Genomic DNA, 15,318 nt, shown 5'->3' on the forward strand with positions numbered 1-15,318 from the left:
ATTCCCTCCTAGATTTCTTCATTTGGTATAACAGATAAGACGCCTTTGTTCACTTCGACAACTAGCACACGGGTTCCATATGGAATCTCCTCTTGGTCGAAACTGACAGCTGGCTTTGAGATTTTCCCGCTATTACTGATTAACAGCACTTCTCCAAATCCGTCTTTTGGAACAGATACAATGATCTCCCCAGTTCTTCCTTTTAAATCGGCCTCCGTATAAGAGAGAGATTCTTCAGCAGAGGAAAGCGGGACTAATACAAATACATTCAAACAGGTCACAAGGATCACTGCGAGGATGGCAGATAATACTGCGCCAAGTCCACTTCCTACAATTGCTGTTTTTTCAGAGATAAACCCTCCAGCCGAGAAAAAGGTAAGAAATGCGAGGATCAATGTTGGTTGAAGGAATGGAACAGGGATCGCTTCAAACAATCCATCAAATACATCGCCGAAAAAGACGAAAACAAGTGTCAGGATTCCTGATATCATTAATATGTATAAATACAGCGTCTGAAGAGGCAGCCCGAACACATCCATCTTCCTCACCCTTTCTTCATGAAATGAACATCTTTTGTTTCATTTAGACCACACTCACCTCCAATGTATTCCTTCTAACAGGTAATACGAACCACTTTTGTAAAGGTTTCATATTTCATCACAATTCTTCAAAGGGATTTTCGGATAGCTCAAGAATGATTGTCATGTACCATTATGTTAAAATTTGATCTTGAGGTGATGAAGAAAATGAGTTTATTACATGAAGCAAGACAAGAATTGTGGCACGAGCTGCAAGGTTTGAACGAAGAACAATTGAACCAAAAATTATCTGATGATACTTGGAGTATTCAAGAGGTAGCAGATCATTTAAAGAAAATGGACCTAGTTGCAGCAAAACATCTAGCTGCTGAGGGGAAAAAAGCACCGATCAAAGAATATGAACCAAAGCCGGTGGAAATGGCAGAGGACCGTTCAAAAAAAGCCACTGCGCCTAGTATTGTTGCGCCTGACCGCAAGCATGTGACACCTACACATTTAAAGGATGAGCTGGATACAGCTCGTGAGCAGCTCAATCAAATTTTATCAACATTTACTGAGGAAGATTTCAAACGCGTCATTGCACACCCTGTGTTTAAAGAGCTATCCCTTAAGCAATATCTTGATTTTATCGGCGCACACGAAAAACGCCATATTCATCAAATCAAAGAAATTAAAGAACAACTATAAAACATAAAAAGGACTCCCTTTAGGGAGCCTTTTTTCATTGTTACACTGTTTTAGGTGTTAACTCAAAGCAGCGAGCATAAATCCATTTGTACGCTTTTTCGTTTAAATCTCTTGGGTTTCCAACTGTTTGCGGATCTTTCATCGCTTCTTTAGATAAACGATCAATCATATCTTTTGATACACCTTGTTCTTCTAATGAAGGAACTTCTAAATCCTCCACTAAATCATACATCCAGTTCACAGCTGCTTTGGCTGCTTCCTCTGTTGTCATTCTGCTTGTATCAATCCCAAACGCTTGCGCAATTCGAGCGAATTTTTCCGGATACCCTTTCCAGTTATACTCCATCACTGGTCCCATCATCGCTGCAACACACTGACCGTGAGCGACAGGAATAATACCTCCAAGTGTTTGACTCATCGCATGTGCAGCTCCAGCTGATTCACTTCCATAAGAAAGCCCGGCAAGCATCGCAGCTTGTGCCATTCCATATCTGGCTTCTAAGTCCTCGCCATCAGCAAAGGCACGGCGAATATAATGAGCAGCATATTCAATTGCCATGAGCGCTACCGCATCTGTAATCGGCTGAGCAAATTTCATCGTATAGCATTCAATCGCGTGAGCAAGCGCATCAATTCCAGTCATTGCTGTCACATGAGGCGGCATGGACACATGAAGCTCTGGATCAATTACTGTTAGATGAGCTGCAATGAGAGGTCCACCAGTATTGAATTTGAATTCTCTTTCTTCATCAGTAATGACCGCCCACTGCGTTACCTCTGAACCTGTACCAGCTGTTGTCGGAATAGTGGTTAAAGGAGGGATTCTGTTTTCTAGCGGTTTTTTTCCCTCTGCCGCTTCGTAATCAAGGACTGAGCCTTCATGAGTCGCCTCTACTCCGATTGCCTTTGCTGTATCCATTGAACTGCCGCCGCCTACTGCGACTAATCCATTACAGCCTTCTTTTTCATATAAAGCAGATCCTTCGTTCACTAGACGGACTGGCGGATTTGGCTCTACTTTATCAAATAGAACGACATCGATTTGTGCTTCTTTTAATGAAGCAATTACTGGGTCCACCACGCCGGCTTGATAAATACCAGGGTCTGTTACAAGCAATACTTTTGAAACGCCGTATGCTTTTACTTCTTCCCCAACATGTTTCACTGCACCAATGCCGTGTTTGATAACAGTCGGAATTTCAAATGTATGGAATTTCTGCATGCTTTCAATTTTCATATTTAGTGTCATATAGAATCTCCTCCAAATGCGTAATTTTTATTTAAACCAATGAACTGCTTCAGGTTTTGTATTTCGATATAAATGCTTCAGCTCGGTATATTCTTCAAGTCCCGTGCGTCCTAATTCGCGCCCAATGCCTGATTGCTTGTAGCCACCCCAAGGTGCTTGAGCAAAATAAGGATGGAAGTCATTGATCCAAACCGTGCCCAATCTTAATTGTCGAGCCACTCTTTCGGCCTTGCTGATATCAGAAGACCACACAGCTCCTGCTAATCCATAAATCGTATCATTTGCCAGCTTGATGACTTCTTCCTCTGTACGGAAGGTTTCGACTGTCAGGACAGGTCCAAAGACTTCTTCCTGCACAATCCGCATATCTGACGTGCAGCCTGAGAATATGGTCGGCAAGTAGAAGAACCCATTTTGCAGCTCCTCTGCGTCAGGTCTTTTTCCGCCTGTCTCTAACTTAGCGCCTTCTTCTAAACCGATGCTGACGTATTTTTCTACTTTTTCTCGATGCTCAGCTGAGATGAGCGGCCCGCTCTGGGTGTCTTCATCAAAGCCGTTGCCTAGCTTGATTTTTTTCGTACGCTTCACCAGTTCTTCTAAAAATTCATCATGAATAGATTCTTCCACCAGCAAACGTGAACCTGCTGAACACACTTGCCCTGCATGGAAAAATACAGCATTCATTGCCTGGTCAACCGCTACGTCTAAATCAGCATCTTGAAACACAATATTCGGATTCTTTCCGCCAAGCTCAAGGGCTATTTTTTTCACATTCCCGCTGGCTCCCTGCATAATTTTCTTCCCTGTTTCAATACCGCCTGTAAATGAAATCAAATCTACTTGATCATTTACAGCAAGCTCATCACCAACGGTTGCCCCAGGTCCAAGCACTAGGTTTGCAACGCCTGCTGGAACGCCCGCTTCTTCCATGAGTTTAAATATTTTTATTGTGGTGAGTGGTGTGATTTCACTTGGCTTTAGAACGATTGTATTTCCCGCCGCAAGTGCAGGAGCGATTTTCCAGCTTGCTTGAAGCAATGGATAGTTCCAAGGAGTGATTTGTCCGCATACACCGACAGGCTCTCTGACTAATTCACTTTTCGAGTTTGGAATTGGTGATGCAATGATTTCCCCGCCATCTTTATCAGCCAGACCTGCGTAATATTGGAACACGTTCGCAATATCGTCCATATCTGCCTTGCTTTCCTCTAATGTTTTGCCTGTATCAAGCGATTCCAATTTGGCTAGTTCATCAAGATCACGTCTAATCAATTCAGCTATCTTAAACACAATATTTCCTCTTTCAAGTCCAGGCAGGTTTGCCCAGTCCCCTTGATCGAAGGCTTTTCTCGCTGCTTTAATGGCTAGCTGCGCGTCATTTCTAGATCCTTCGCTGACTGTCGCGATCACTTCTTGATTGAACGGATTGATGATATCCCGTGTGTCGCTACTTTTAGCGCCAACCCATTGTCCGTCTATAAATAGCGTTTGACTCATAGAAGGAACCTCCTCTGATTCTCTTTGGTAAGTTTGTTAAATAAAAATTTAACGTTTTGAACATAATTAACTTATCATGTTCAAATTTTTCTGTCAAAGGGAGATATGCTTCATTTATTTTGACATTTTGTATTCTTTCGTTAACATATAGTCCATAAAGATTTTTTTGAACGGATTGAATTTTCTTAATAGAAAGCAGGGACAAAATGAAAAAGCAGGAAAAACCGCAAGCAGAAGATCGTATTTTAGCTGCTAAAGATCTAGTCATTGATTCCATAGCTGAAACGATGGATCTCTACGGCATTACAAGAAGTGCAGGTATTCTATATGGAACGATGTATTTAAATGAGGAAATGACACTGGATGAAATGCGTGAAGAGCTGCAAATGAGTAAGCCGAGTATGAGCACGGGTGTGAAAAAGCTGCAAGACATGAATATTGTCAAAAAGACGTTTCACCGGGGCCGAAGAAAACACAGCTTTGTTGCGGAAAAAGACTTTTTTAAGTTTTTCACGAACTTCTTTCCGCAAAAATGGGAACGTGAGGTCGAGGTCAATTTAGCGGCAATTGAAGAAGCGCAAGAGCGGCTTCAAGAGGTGTCGCGTGATGATCAGCTGGAGGAACATGTAAAAGAAGAAGCGCAGCAGCTCATTGAGCAGCTTGAAAGCTCAAAAGCCTATTATGACTGGCTGAGACGATTAGCCCACTCTGTTCATTCTGGTGAAATTTTTGACTATATTCCGATTGAACAGAAAGAAAAATAGACGATGTGTTTACGTTTTACAGCTTGAATTTCATAGGAGGATTGATTATAATAAATTATGTCGTCATACCTCGGGGCATTAGCTCAGCTGGGAGAGCGCTACGCTGGCAGCGTAGAGGTCAGCGGTTCGATCCCGCTATGCTCCATACGAAAAACCATTCTTGTAAAATCAAGGATGGTTTTTTTTTTATGTACATATCTGTTACAGTTCTGTTTGTTTTTTGTTTTTTCTTCATAACTTTATGATGCGGTATGTGATCACAGAAAGATAAGTTAGGATGAGAATGATTGTGTAGGACACAGGGAAATCGCTCGTCATTCCTTCCGTGATAAATGAAATAGATGAGCAGCACTGACAGCATGATGATCTGGAACAGTTCTTTTTTCTCTCCTCTCATAATAGTGATTTGGCCGATTATATCACAAATGAAGTCAATTTTAGTTAGCTATCAGCAAGGAAGTTTCCTCACTTGCTGATAGCTCTTTTTATCAAATCATTACTTCTTCAGCAGTTGTTCGATTTTGTTCTTCGTCTTCGGTCCGTAAATTCCGTCTGCAGCTAAGCCGTTCATGAGCTGGAACCGCTTGACCGCATTCGCCGTTTTCGGTCCATAATAGCCGTCAATCCCGTTGTTTTTTGCCCCTTTGTCTGGGTAAAAATAGAGAGAAGATAAGGCTTTTTGCACAGCTGTGACTTGAGGGCCTTTTGTTAAGGGCTTGGAGACTTTTAAAATGCCAGATGGCAGATTTGACGATTTCTGTTTTGAAACGGGTGCTTTGTGGTTCAAGTTTTCTGCCTGAACTGTTTTTCTTGTACTTTTGCTGCCGGTATGCGCTGTGGCTATTCCAGCTTTAAACTGATCCCACCGTCCGAGAAGTTTCCTTGGACATTCTTTCCCGCTCCAATGTTTATGAGGCACTACATTTGATAAAGGAATTCCGAAATCTCCTATCAGCTTGCGAATGAGCCATTGGGCATTTTCGACTGCTTGTTCAAAATTACCGTCTGCATTTTCACAAATTTCAATTCCAATTGACTTCATATTGCCGGTGCCTCTGCCATCCCCTGCGTGCCAGCCGTTTTCGTTTAACGGTAAATGCTGATAAATCACCTGATCATCAACAGTGTAATGCCAGCTGACACCGGTACTTGAACGTGCAACAAACGCTGCATGACTGGCCGCATTAGCACCTTTTGCACTGTTAGATGTATTATGCACTGTAATATAGAGCGGCTTCATCGTGTTTCCTGGTCTGTTGCGATGTTGTTTTGGAATCAATGCTTGAATGATTTTTACCATGTCGTTTCTCCTTCAAGTATTATTTTGTTAGCCCTCTTTGTTTCAGAGCATCTTTTTGTAATTTGCCTTTGTAGGTCACATAATTGTTTTTAAACCAAGCTATTACCGCTGTGACCATAGTGAAAATTGTAGAACCTGCCACATATAGTGCCTCACCTGCGGTTTGTACTTGCTCCTCACTAATCGGCAGCACCGTCTGTCCAAACATGATAAGAGTTTGATTGATCAGAGCAATAAAAAGAAGCACTGTGCGAATCACAGTGCCTTTGTCGAATGTTTTCATGAGTTTTCCTCCTATTTTAAATTTCGTTCTATTTTGTCGAGTTTGTCGATCACGACGTCATACTTTTCACTAAACTTGGCTAGCACATCATTTTGCGCCTCGATTTGCTCATTGAGTTTGTTTTCTCGTTCTTTTGTTGTGTTGAGAACATAGAACAGAATCCAGCAAAAGAGAACGGCAAATGGGCCTTGGGTCATTAAGTTTTGAACAACATCTACTTCCATTGGAATCACCTTCTTTCCGGCAAAAAAATAAAGCCATTAGGCTTCGTATTTGTCTCCTGTTATGTCTTGGTAGTGATCTGTGAGTATCCATATTAACTACACAAAAAAGCTTTAGTAGTTTCATTATATGATGACTACCATAGTGGAATTTCCTCATTAATTTCAATACGCGTTACCTTTGACGGATCGTTTGCAATTAATCCATCAAATTTTAGACTACCATCTTTAGATAAAGACATCCTTGCAGACCCGTATGAACCAACCGTCGCACAAGTGAAAACAGTTAAAGAGGAAGGTTCATGCGTTAAACGTGCAATTTCTGTTTCATTAGCCGAAACTATTTCAAATGATCCTCTCAAATATAAAATATTTTGTCTGACAGAATATTTCAATGGATTGGCTGAATATTGTTTTATATTACTATTGAGATTTACATTATACCAGGCAGCATTTAAATCAGAAGACGTGAGATGTTTTTCCCATTCAGTCCATGTATAATCAGTCTTCCTAATTCTATAAAAAGAGTTCAGACCATTCACTGCATCATATATAGTTTGTAACAGGGTATTCCCATAACTGATAACAATCATAAATGCCCTTTTGATCTCTTTTGGACCATTAAGGCCCGCATTATAAATGAGATACATTCCTGTTTCTATAATTTCGTTATAGTCGGTGGTCTCACCTATACTTTTATAAAAGGGTTGACCGTTATCCCTTGTTATTTTATGAATCTGACTGTTATTCCACTTATCTTTTTCAGCTGCTGTCGGAAGCTGCGTCCAAGTGATAGATATGTGACTAGAATAATAGTAGAAGTAATATGCATTTCCGAATGTATCTATTGCAAAACCTGTTCCAATATTATTTTGTCCCACTGTCTGTATCCCTCTAATGGCATATTGTGAAGGGCTATCCTCTATTCCACTGGGAGCATAGAATGTACATGTCCCTTTGTCTTTAATTGAGTCATAAATTTTTGAATCGACCGGAATATTTATAAGATGTACTCCGTCATCACCTGTAATTTTATACAGCTGCGACTCATTCCATTTCTTTTTTTCTACTTCTGAAGAGTGCTGTCTCGAATCATCGATATGATTAGTTAATTGTTCTGATATACCAGTGTCGTTATGAATCAGTATTTTCAACATATCGTTGAATAGATCAGCATGAGCTTTATCACTCGTTTCAAAAGAACGAGGAGTTTTTATATCCAATGTGTTCTCTCCTTTCTACAACTCCATAAATTGTTTCAATGAGATTGAGGATAATTTATGACTTAATGGTTGATTAACCTAAGCCGCCGTAATCACCTTTTTACGGTAAAAAAAATAAAGCCATTAGGCTTCGTATTTGTCTCCTGTTATGTCTTGATAGTCATCTGCCGAGATCCAGCCGATGCTTACATAAAATGCAATGTCCTCTGGGCCGTAACATTGCCAGTCCCAAAATTGTTTGATATCTGCTACAGTTGGAAACATCATTCTAAAGTCCCCCCTGTCTGCATAGCCAATAGCTGCGTTAATTGTTTAGATAATAAAGCATTTTGTTTCTTTAAAAGTTCTATATCACTTGGCGGGAGAGGGGCTGGTTTTAGGCTATCTATATACTCCTGTGTCGCTGATTCATACCATTGTTGTTTTTCCACATCAAAAGCTGCTTTATAAAAAGAGGGATTATTGGGTGGGGCAATTGTTGTGCATTGATCTGGAATGACATAATTACCTTCCTCATCCCTTTCGAACACTTCTATAGGTCTGACCAATTCATTTTGATGGTTGTACTCATAAACTTGTATCATATTATCACTTCCTTAATTTAATGGGACGACTGTGTCTAAATAGTAGCCAGTTACCCCACTGTTATTCACTGCATGTAAACCAGTTAGTTTTAGCTCTCCTGTCTTATATATATATAGTTTACTATGACCCGTTGTGCCTGATACTGGGACTGATACTACTATGCCTTTATCGGGTAGGCCTGTATTTGGAATACTTCCACAGATCACTTCTCTATTTGCTATCAGATGGCCCCTCAACAATAATAAGTTTCCCCATTTAACATATTGAACCGGTCTGTCTCCAATAGAGGAACCATTGGCTAATGTGACATCTAGCCACTTGACACTTTCAAAATCGGCATCAGTTACTATTTTTTTCCACCCTTTGAAAACACCGTCAGTATGAACAGTACCAAACCAATGAGTGTTGTCATAACTTCTAATAATATGAATGGTCTTTCTACCATTTACAGTTTCTAAAATATCGATATTAAACCAAGAAGAATCATTATCGACAGGCATATTTAAAACATTAGATCCAACAGCAAAGTAAAATCCGGATGGCAGCGTTAAAATATCAGTACCTATTGGCATTGAAAGTCTTAATCCCTTTGAGTTTAATAGGTTATGGTCATTGAGACGTTTCCAACCGCTCCACTCTTGTTGGGTACCAGTTACATCAGTTGTTGAACGGTTAATATAGACATCTCCTGTATTGTTTGCACCGATGACCCAGCCGTAGGTATTTTCACTAAAAACAGACAAAGCCCTCATGGAACTTCTTGTCGGAAGATCTGGATGTGCTTCATGGATGTACCATGAGTGAACTCCCGGCAATTTTATCAGCTTATCTAAAATGCTAGGATCATCTGCATTAATTCTTTCAAAAGCCTTTCCATCATCAGCAGTGATTTTAGACAATTGTCCTGCATCCCATTTGTTTTTTTCATTTTGAGTCGGCATCTGCACCCAGTTGATTCCAATGTCTTTTACATAATAGGAAAAATAAAATGCATTGCCTAATGTGTCAATTGCGATTCCTACACCAATATTGTTTTGGCCTACAAGCTGGAAGCCTCTTAATGCAGCGTTCCCAACAGCAGGAGAATCAACTACTCCAGATCCTCCTGGGGCATAGAATGAGCAGGAACCTAGCGCTTTAATTCCTTCATAAATACTGCCGCCGGCAGGGATATTGATCAAATGGGACCCGTTATCATTTGTCAGTTTATATAGCTGTGATTCATTCCATTTCTTCTTTTCTGAATCAGAGACGTGAGGGTTTGTATCTCCCGTATGAAGATTGAATTGTTCTAATAGTTCCTGGTCATTTTCAATCAAAATCTTCACTAGATTGTTAAAGAGATCTGCATGAGCCTTATCGCTCGTACTAAAAGGTTGAGGTGTTTTTATGATCTTTTTCTCCTTTCAAAAAACCATTATTATTAGGCGATGTTAGCATTGAACTTATGTTCTCGTTCCTTTGTTATATTAAGCACATAAAACGGAAAAAGTGAAAGACAGCTACCTCCGATTTGCTCACACACTTTCTTTTTCAAATAATCCTATCTTAGCTGTGACAAGGTAACATAAGCTCTATTTACCGTAATGGTTCTCCCAGTGTTTTTGGGTGTAATATAAAATGTTAATTTATCTCCTGCTTTAAACTTTTGTTGAAGGTATAATACACATACACTTGATGAGACCACAGGATTCCAGTTACCTAATCGTTGAAATTCTGTACCATTCACATAACATGACAAAATGCTATCTGATCCAACAGGAATGTTATTGCTATTAAGATAAAGCCTAATTAAATACAGACCATTGTTTTTCAGTGTAATTTCAGCGCGCGAACGATTATACTCTCCTAAATCGTCTGATCTTGTATCACCAAAATTCAGTTTTGTTGGAACGTTTTCAACGGCTGATACAGAAGAATTATCGAGATCATACGTATCAACAAAAGAAGTATTATCCATATCCTCCTTTGTTAAAACACGTTTCCAGCCTTGCCACCCCAAATTTAAATCAAGATAGTTTGTATACATGTAATTGTTATAATCTATTGCTATGACCCATCCAAATGTCCCTTTTCCATTACTATCTTGAGAAGTAAAATGATACATACCACGACACGATCTTGTTGTTGGGCTGTTTAATACTTTACCTGTGGCATAAAATGTACCATGCTTCGGGCCTAAAGAAACAACCTTTTCAAGTAAATCTTCACCATCAGAAACAGATAGAATCACCCCTCCATTATCTGAAGTAATCTTAGACAATTGTCCATCATTCCATTTATTTCTTTCAGCATTTGACGGGAGCTTTGTCCAGTTAATAGCAGTATGTGCAGCATTATAGTAAAAACTATAAGCATTACCAGCAATATCTACAGCAAAGCCAGTACCAATGTTATCTTCACCTACTGTCTGTAATCCTCTCAATGATATATTTACTGGAGAATCTTCGACTCCAGAAGCTGCATAAAAAGTACACGTTCCTTTCCCTTTTATCGCATCAAAAATTCTAGCATCTGCTGCCACATTAATTAACTGACTTCCATTATCCGCTGTAATTTTATAGCTCTGAGAATCGTTCCATTTTTTCTTTTCTGTTTCAGATGCGTGTACTCCGCCATCATTTGTATGTTTTAAGAGATGCTCTAATAATCCAGTATCATTTTCAAGTAATACTCTGACCATGTCATTAAACAGATCTGCATGCGCTTTATCATTCACGTTAAATGGTTTTGGTTCTTTTATTTCCATTCGGCTTTCACTCCCTTGCCTTGAAATTTGGTTCAATCTCTTGCAGCTGCTCTAAAGTGAGTATCCTTTGCTCGGACCCTAAATTTAGATCTTCCATTGAACAAACACCTAGTTCTTTGTTTGATGGATCAAAGTACTATGTCCACTTCTTCCCCCCTCCATCAATAAATATCATCAATCTCAAAAACAAATTCGATGTCGCCGTCTTTTTGTTTGTCTGTCATGGTGCGGATGGCGGTGAATTTACCGTCTTCGTCGACAAGTGCTAGTTCGTTGATCACTTCTCCTGCCAGTTCTCCTTCCGCGATCGTGCAGGTGTAGCGGATTTTTGCTGGTTCCATGAAAGTAAACGAATCAATATTTTTTTGAACTAGTTCTTTTTTGAGTTTTTGTTCAGTGCCGTCTAGAGAGATCGGTTTTCCATCCTTCGTTCCCCCATTTCCAAAGGCCATTTTGACGACTTTTGTGAGTTTTGTTCCTTCGGCTCTTGCCTTTGCCATTTGTTGACGTGCATACAGTGTTGTTACGGTTAATTGATCAGCCATTGTGATCCTCCTTATAAATCTATTTTTTTAGAAGTTGCTGCTAGCATTTTTGATCCGTCCAGTGGAACAGATCCATCGAGAATCCAGTAATGATCCTTGATCAGTAAGCTTCCATCCTGCTCAGTTTGGACATGTACTGGCAGACGGAACGTCATCTTCTTCTTGGTTTGATGCTGGAGATGATTTTTTGTGCGTAAAGTCAATGCCGCTCCTTGCTTCGTTTCATGTACCGCTCCATTCATGACATAGTTCATGCGATATGCTGTGTCTGACTGATGTTGAAGCGGCATTCTCATGTTTAATGAGTGCTGAAAACGAGCAGGCACATCCGTTGTCCCCCTTGTTCCGCTGAGATAAAACGTACCATTTAAGACAAATTCACCATTGAGTAAAATGGGGATATGATCGAAAAAACCCACTCTGCTGCGCAGTGTGAGCCTCCCGTGATGATCATTTTTTTCATGTATGTCGGTATGATGCAAAGCCGTGAACGTATAAGCCAAGTGTGCAGGTTTTAACGTTTCAAGTATTTCTACAATATATCTCGTGTTTTGCAGATCATCTAGGTTCACACGTAAGGCGAAATGATAACGATTGGTTGTGAGACGGATGACAGCACTTGGATTCTTGAGAAAGCGATTGACTGATTTCTCTAATGAAAGGTACGTGATTGGGGGAATATTTGACATCATATTGAGTAAGCGTGCCCTGCGCAGTTCAATTGAATCATCTGATTCCCGCTGCACCTTCAGCATTCTTTCCCATCTATTCAATCCCCATGTCGCTGTTAAAGGAAAGAACTGATCCGTTAAGTCAAAAATAGATTCGTCCAATCCCTCAAATTCCGGTGCCTCTGTCTTGAGCAGGTGATCAACTTCATAAATCTCTGTAAAATATGGCGGCAGGTAGTTTTTCATTTCATCCTGTTTGCTCAATAACCTTCACCTGCCTAAGACGCGGAATCTCAATGTCCTGTAATACTAAGTTTTTCGACTCCCCATTCAATAACACATCTGCATAATCTGACACACTTTCTGAATGGTACAGAATATCATTTAAGGCGGACATTCGAATGGTACTCTTTTCAAATGCGATTGATTTCAACAGTGTCTTGACCTTTTCTTCTATTTCTTTCTGAGCGCCTTCAAGGGTCCAGTCCATTTGAAGTTCGACAGCCACTTCTATGTCGATATCCAGCCATTTGGCGCTTTCAACGGTTGCTTTCGAGCCTATAGGCGCTTGTCCTTCTCCTTCACCTGGCACTGGGTCGATATATTCCTGTACCCTTTTGACAAGAAGGTCTGATGCAACATCTAGATTGCCATCTGTGATGACAATTTTGACTGTCCCTTCTCCGTTCCAAAGCGGGAACACTTTCGCTCTGCCAACACCGGGCACTTCCTCAGCCCATTTTTTATAATGCGCCCTGTTGGCACTGACAGCCTCCCGCCTCGCACGTATTAAATATCGATCATATAAAGAAGCGTCATCTTCCTCCTCTTGACCTGGTATCACCAGTTCTTTCATCTTAATCGATTCAAGTCCTGGAATTGTATCAAGTGACAGCAGCGGCTGATCTGTTAATTGAACATTGCCAGCTTTACCAGGTGTCTCGCATTCTAGCGTGCCATCCTTCGAATATTGGAAATAAACGTCTTCAATAAAAAAACGTGAGCCAGCTGGAATGTTGATATTTTCTGGCTGAATGGCCGCAGACCAAACCGCTTTAGTGGCTGGTTTTCTTTCGATCCCTACTTCAGCAGCCCGCCGATCTAGAAACTCTCCTTGTGCTGTGTCTGCAAAGACCAGCTCAAACACTTGGTCAAGCCAAATATAAGACTGGGCCAGTTCAGCGGCAGCAGGTGCCAAGGCATTCCAAATGACGCTGTTTTCTCTTTTATCTATATCATCTGGCAGTCTGTCCAGCATTCTTTCCATTAATGCTTCGTACGTCTGTTCCTCAAACATCGCCCTCCATCACCTCCTCAATTTCTAATGTGCCCTCATCTGTGACAATCGCTAGTTTGACATGAAACGAGTCATTTTGTTTTGTGACCTCTAACTCTTCAATATGATCAATCCGTTCGTCAACGAGCAGTGCTTCCTCTAGCAGCCTTGGAATCTCCATTTCTTTGTATTCATCCGTAGCTTCTGTATCCGTCAACAGCTCCTGAATTTCAGTGCCAATGTCGTGACTGTAGATAGGATGTGCATACCGCTCTGTCCTAAATGTCATATAAATGAATTGCCGGATTGCCTCAATACCTGAAATGGTTTCGCCTGTCAGTCTGCCAGTTTCAAAATCTATTCGATACGTCGTTGAGGTTTCGACTTCTTCATCTTCTTCTATTTCCTCGATTTCTTCCTCTGGTGAAAGTGCCACGTTCATCACCTCCCTTACAATTTGTCGATGATGTAAAAGGACTGGCCTCCTGCCATTGCAAGCACCATAATACTGTCTCCCCTTATCAGCTCATCATCCTCACCCTTATTTAAGCGCTTTGGCCAAATCAGTAATTCTTCTGGAATGATCAGCTTATGATTTTCATTTAATCGGATGCTCAGAGGGGAAACTGCCGTGACTTCTCCGATAACAAGGTCAATTGGCGCTTCTGCGTCTACTGCATTCACTGCTAATCGTTTAATCGCTTCACTTAATCTCACGCTTGATCACCCTTTGGCATGGAATTTTTCTCAACAACATCAATGGTCATGGTGTGTTTCACCCCACTGAATTCATGTTTGTCTTGATCGATCCAGTAAGTTTTTTTTACGTTGATTTCAGGAATTTTCAAATAGATCGGGAGACCGCTTTGCAGCTCAGGAATTCCTAGGGCTTGGATGCTTTTGACTTCTTGTTTGACGCCTTTTTTCTCTGCCAGCCGTACTTTGGCTCTTTTTTGCAGCTGCGGCTGGTTGATTTGCCCAGTGACTGTCTCAACATGCTGTAAAATACCGTATTTATTCTGACCTGCTTTATCCTGTTCGATCACCACAATCTCGGATTTACTGCCTTTTTTCTTATTCTTCCCTTGTTCATCAGCAGACTTACGCATCTTGACACGAGTGGCTGTCTCTTCAATCGAGGTGCTGTATTGATAGCTGATGAGATTAACGCCTGATTCAATGACCCATACGTCCTCTGGATCAGGCCAGGCTCTCAGCCCCATCTTGCCTTTAGCAGAATAGATTTGATAGTTTCTTCCTGTTTGCCGCTTCGTTTCTTTCAATGCTTTCAATATCATGTCATACAAGCTTGTATCATTTTTAAACACTAGTGATTTTATGACATGTCCTGTATTGGCGATGGAGGTCATTGGAATTTGAAAGTCAGCTCCAATCCGCCTTAAGATTTGATCTGCTCTTTGATTTGAAAAAACATAGACATCTTGGTTTTTCACCAAATATTGGAGCATATCGTATGCAGTAAACGTCAGCTTTCCTTCAACAGGCGTCCGGGAAAAAACAATGCCTCTAAACAGCTCTTTTCCTTTCCATTTAAAAAGAACCGTGTCCCCTTCCGAGACACGGTAATATGTTTGACTGCCTTGCTTTGTGATAATATTTGCCTGAATTGAGCGAGGGGCTTGATACCTTTGCCCCTGAAGTGTCACACTCTCTGTGACAAGCTCATACATGGTGCCGCTTCTGATGGCAAAAAGCTCAATCAATGCCA

19 protein-coding genes and 1 tRNA gene are annotated in these 15,318 nt (G+C 40.7%); 3 read left to right on the top strand and 17 right to left on the bottom strand.

What is annotated here, in order from left to right; all coding sequences use genetic code 11:
* Positions 1-8: 8 nt before the first annotated feature.
* Positions 9-539 (bottom strand): hypothetical protein, encoded by a 531-nt coding sequence (locus tag NSQ76_RS15040; protein ID WP_034284306.1) that lies wholly within the window; start codon positions 537-539, stop codon positions 9-11.
* Positions 540-746: 207 nt separating this feature from the next.
* Here NSQ76_RS15040 and NSQ76_RS15045 point away from each other — a divergent pair, with 207 nt between their 5' ends.
* On the top strand, positions 747-1,226 hold the full coding sequence (locus NSQ76_RS15045; RefSeq protein ID WP_034624515.1) for a DinB family protein: 480 nt from the start codon (positions 747-749) through the stop codon (positions 1,224-1,226).
* 40 nt (positions 1,227-1,266) lie between these two features.
* On the opposite strand, the gene NSQ76_RS15050 is transcribed toward NSQ76_RS15045, so the two are convergent.
* Both NSQ76_RS15050 and betB read right to left on the bottom strand, forming a co-directional pair.
* Positions 1,267-2,475: an iron-containing alcohol dehydrogenase gene (locus NSQ76_RS15050; RefSeq protein WP_025094230.1), complete on the bottom strand. Its 1,209-nt coding sequence runs from the start codon at positions 2,473-2,475 to the stop codon at positions 1,267-1,269.
* A 27-nt stretch (positions 2,476-2,502) separates the two neighbouring features.
* A complete protein-coding gene (gene betB / locus NSQ76_RS15055) occupies positions 2,503-3,972 on the bottom strand; it encodes a betaine-aldehyde dehydrogenase (RefSeq protein ID WP_025094229.1) in 1,470 nt (489 codons plus the stop codon).
* A gap of 206 nt (positions 3,973-4,178) precedes the next feature.
* Between betB and cudC the strand changes: the two genes are divergently transcribed.
* Both cudC and NSQ76_RS15065 read left to right on the top strand, forming a co-directional pair.
* A complete protein-coding gene (gene cudC, locus NSQ76_RS15060) occupies positions 4,179-4,736 on the top strand; it encodes a choline uptake/conversion transcriptional regulator CudC (RefSeq protein ID WP_024425886.1) in 558 nt (185 codons plus the stop codon).
* A 72-nt stretch (positions 4,737-4,808) separates the two neighbouring features.
* A tRNA-Ala gene (locus NSQ76_RS15065) sits at positions 4,809-4,881 on the top strand.
* Between the two features lie 351 nt (positions 4,882-5,232).
* Here NSQ76_RS15065 and NSQ76_RS15070 read toward each other — a convergent pair.
* From NSQ76_RS15070 to NSQ76_RS15135, 14 genes are all read right to left on the bottom strand, one after another.
* A complete protein-coding gene (locus NSQ76_RS15070; RefSeq protein WP_280149306.1) occupies positions 5,233-6,036 on the bottom strand; it encodes a peptidoglycan recognition protein family protein in 804 nt (267 codons plus the stop codon).
* Between the two features lie 19 nt (positions 6,037-6,055).
* On the bottom strand, positions 6,056-6,319 hold the full coding sequence (locus NSQ76_RS15075) for a phage holin (protein WP_172881426.1): 264 nt from the start codon (positions 6,317-6,319) through the stop codon (positions 6,056-6,058).
* A gap of 11 nt (positions 6,320-6,330) precedes the next feature.
* Entirely contained in the window at positions 6,331-6,543 is a 213-nt protein-coding gene (locus tag NSQ76_RS15080; RefSeq protein WP_017367922.1) for a BhlA/UviB family holin-like peptide, read from the bottom strand.
* A gap of 134 nt (positions 6,544-6,677) precedes the next feature.
* A complete protein-coding gene (locus NSQ76_RS15085; RefSeq protein WP_341054613.1) occupies positions 6,678-7,763 on the bottom strand; it encodes a pyocin knob domain-containing protein in 1,086 nt (361 codons plus the stop codon).
* Between the two features lie 123 nt (positions 7,764-7,886).
* Positions 7,887-8,030: an XkdX family protein gene (locus NSQ76_RS15090; RefSeq protein ID WP_034624530.1), complete on the bottom strand. Its 144-nt coding sequence runs from the start codon at positions 8,028-8,030 to the stop codon at positions 7,887-7,889.
* The gene (locus NSQ76_RS15095; RefSeq protein ID WP_034624531.1) at positions 8,027-8,347 is read right to left on the bottom strand and encodes a hypothetical protein; all 321 of its coding nucleotides are present in this window, start codon (positions 8,345-8,347) and stop codon (positions 8,027-8,029) included. The genes NSQ76_RS15090 and NSQ76_RS15095 overlap by 4 nt, the downstream gene beginning before the upstream one ends.
* 12 nt (positions 8,348-8,359) lie before the next feature.
* Complete coding sequence (locus NSQ76_RS15100; RefSeq protein WP_341054617.1) at positions 8,360-9,676, bottom strand: hypothetical protein; 1,317 nt, start codon at positions 9,674-9,676, stop codon at positions 8,360-8,362.
* 215 nt (positions 9,677-9,891) lie between these two features.
* Positions 9,892-11,097: a hypothetical protein gene (locus NSQ76_RS15105; protein WP_172881431.1), complete on the bottom strand. Its 1,206-nt coding sequence runs from the start codon at positions 11,095-11,097 to the stop codon at positions 9,892-9,894.
* A 161-nt stretch (positions 11,098-11,258) separates the two neighbouring features.
* Positions 11,259-11,642 (bottom strand): phage tail-collar fiber domain-containing protein, encoded by a 384-nt coding sequence (locus NSQ76_RS15110; protein WP_024423249.1) that lies wholly within the window; start codon positions 11,640-11,642, stop codon positions 11,259-11,261.
* Between the two features lie 11 nt (positions 11,643-11,653).
* Positions 11,654-12,577 (bottom strand): YmfQ family protein, encoded by a 924-nt coding sequence (locus NSQ76_RS15115; RefSeq protein WP_125586219.1) that lies wholly within the window; start codon positions 12,575-12,577, stop codon positions 11,654-11,656.
* Positions 12,561-13,610, bottom strand: a complete 1,050-nt coding sequence (locus NSQ76_RS15120; protein WP_024425895.1) for a baseplate J/gp47 family protein — start codon at positions 13,608-13,610, stop codon at positions 12,561-12,563. The genes NSQ76_RS15115 and NSQ76_RS15120 overlap by 17 nt, the downstream gene beginning before the upstream one ends.
* Positions 13,603-14,025, bottom strand: coding sequence for a DUF2634 domain-containing protein (locus tag NSQ76_RS15125; protein ID WP_257802505.1), 423 nt, complete (start codon positions 14,023-14,025; stop codon positions 13,603-13,605). Before NSQ76_RS15125 ends, NSQ76_RS15120 begins: the two co-directional genes overlap by 8 nt.
* 14 nt (positions 14,026-14,039) lie before the next feature.
* Positions 14,040-14,306 (bottom strand): DUF2577 domain-containing protein, encoded by a 267-nt coding sequence (locus tag NSQ76_RS15130; RefSeq protein ID WP_257802503.1) that lies wholly within the window; start codon positions 14,304-14,306, stop codon positions 14,040-14,042.
* Positions 14,303-15,313: an XkdQ/YqbQ family protein gene (locus tag NSQ76_RS15135; protein ID WP_197202654.1), complete on the bottom strand. Its 1,011-nt coding sequence runs from the start codon at positions 15,311-15,313 to the stop codon at positions 14,303-14,305. Before NSQ76_RS15135 ends, NSQ76_RS15130 begins: the two co-directional genes overlap by 4 nt.
* Between the last annotated feature and the right edge of the window lie 5 nt (positions 15,314-15,318).

This window comes from Bacillus sp. FSL M8-0256, from assembly GCF_038005765.1.
In the GTDB taxonomy this organism is placed as follows: domain Bacteria; phylum Bacillota; class Bacilli; order Bacillales; family Bacillaceae; genus Bacillus; species Bacillus safensis.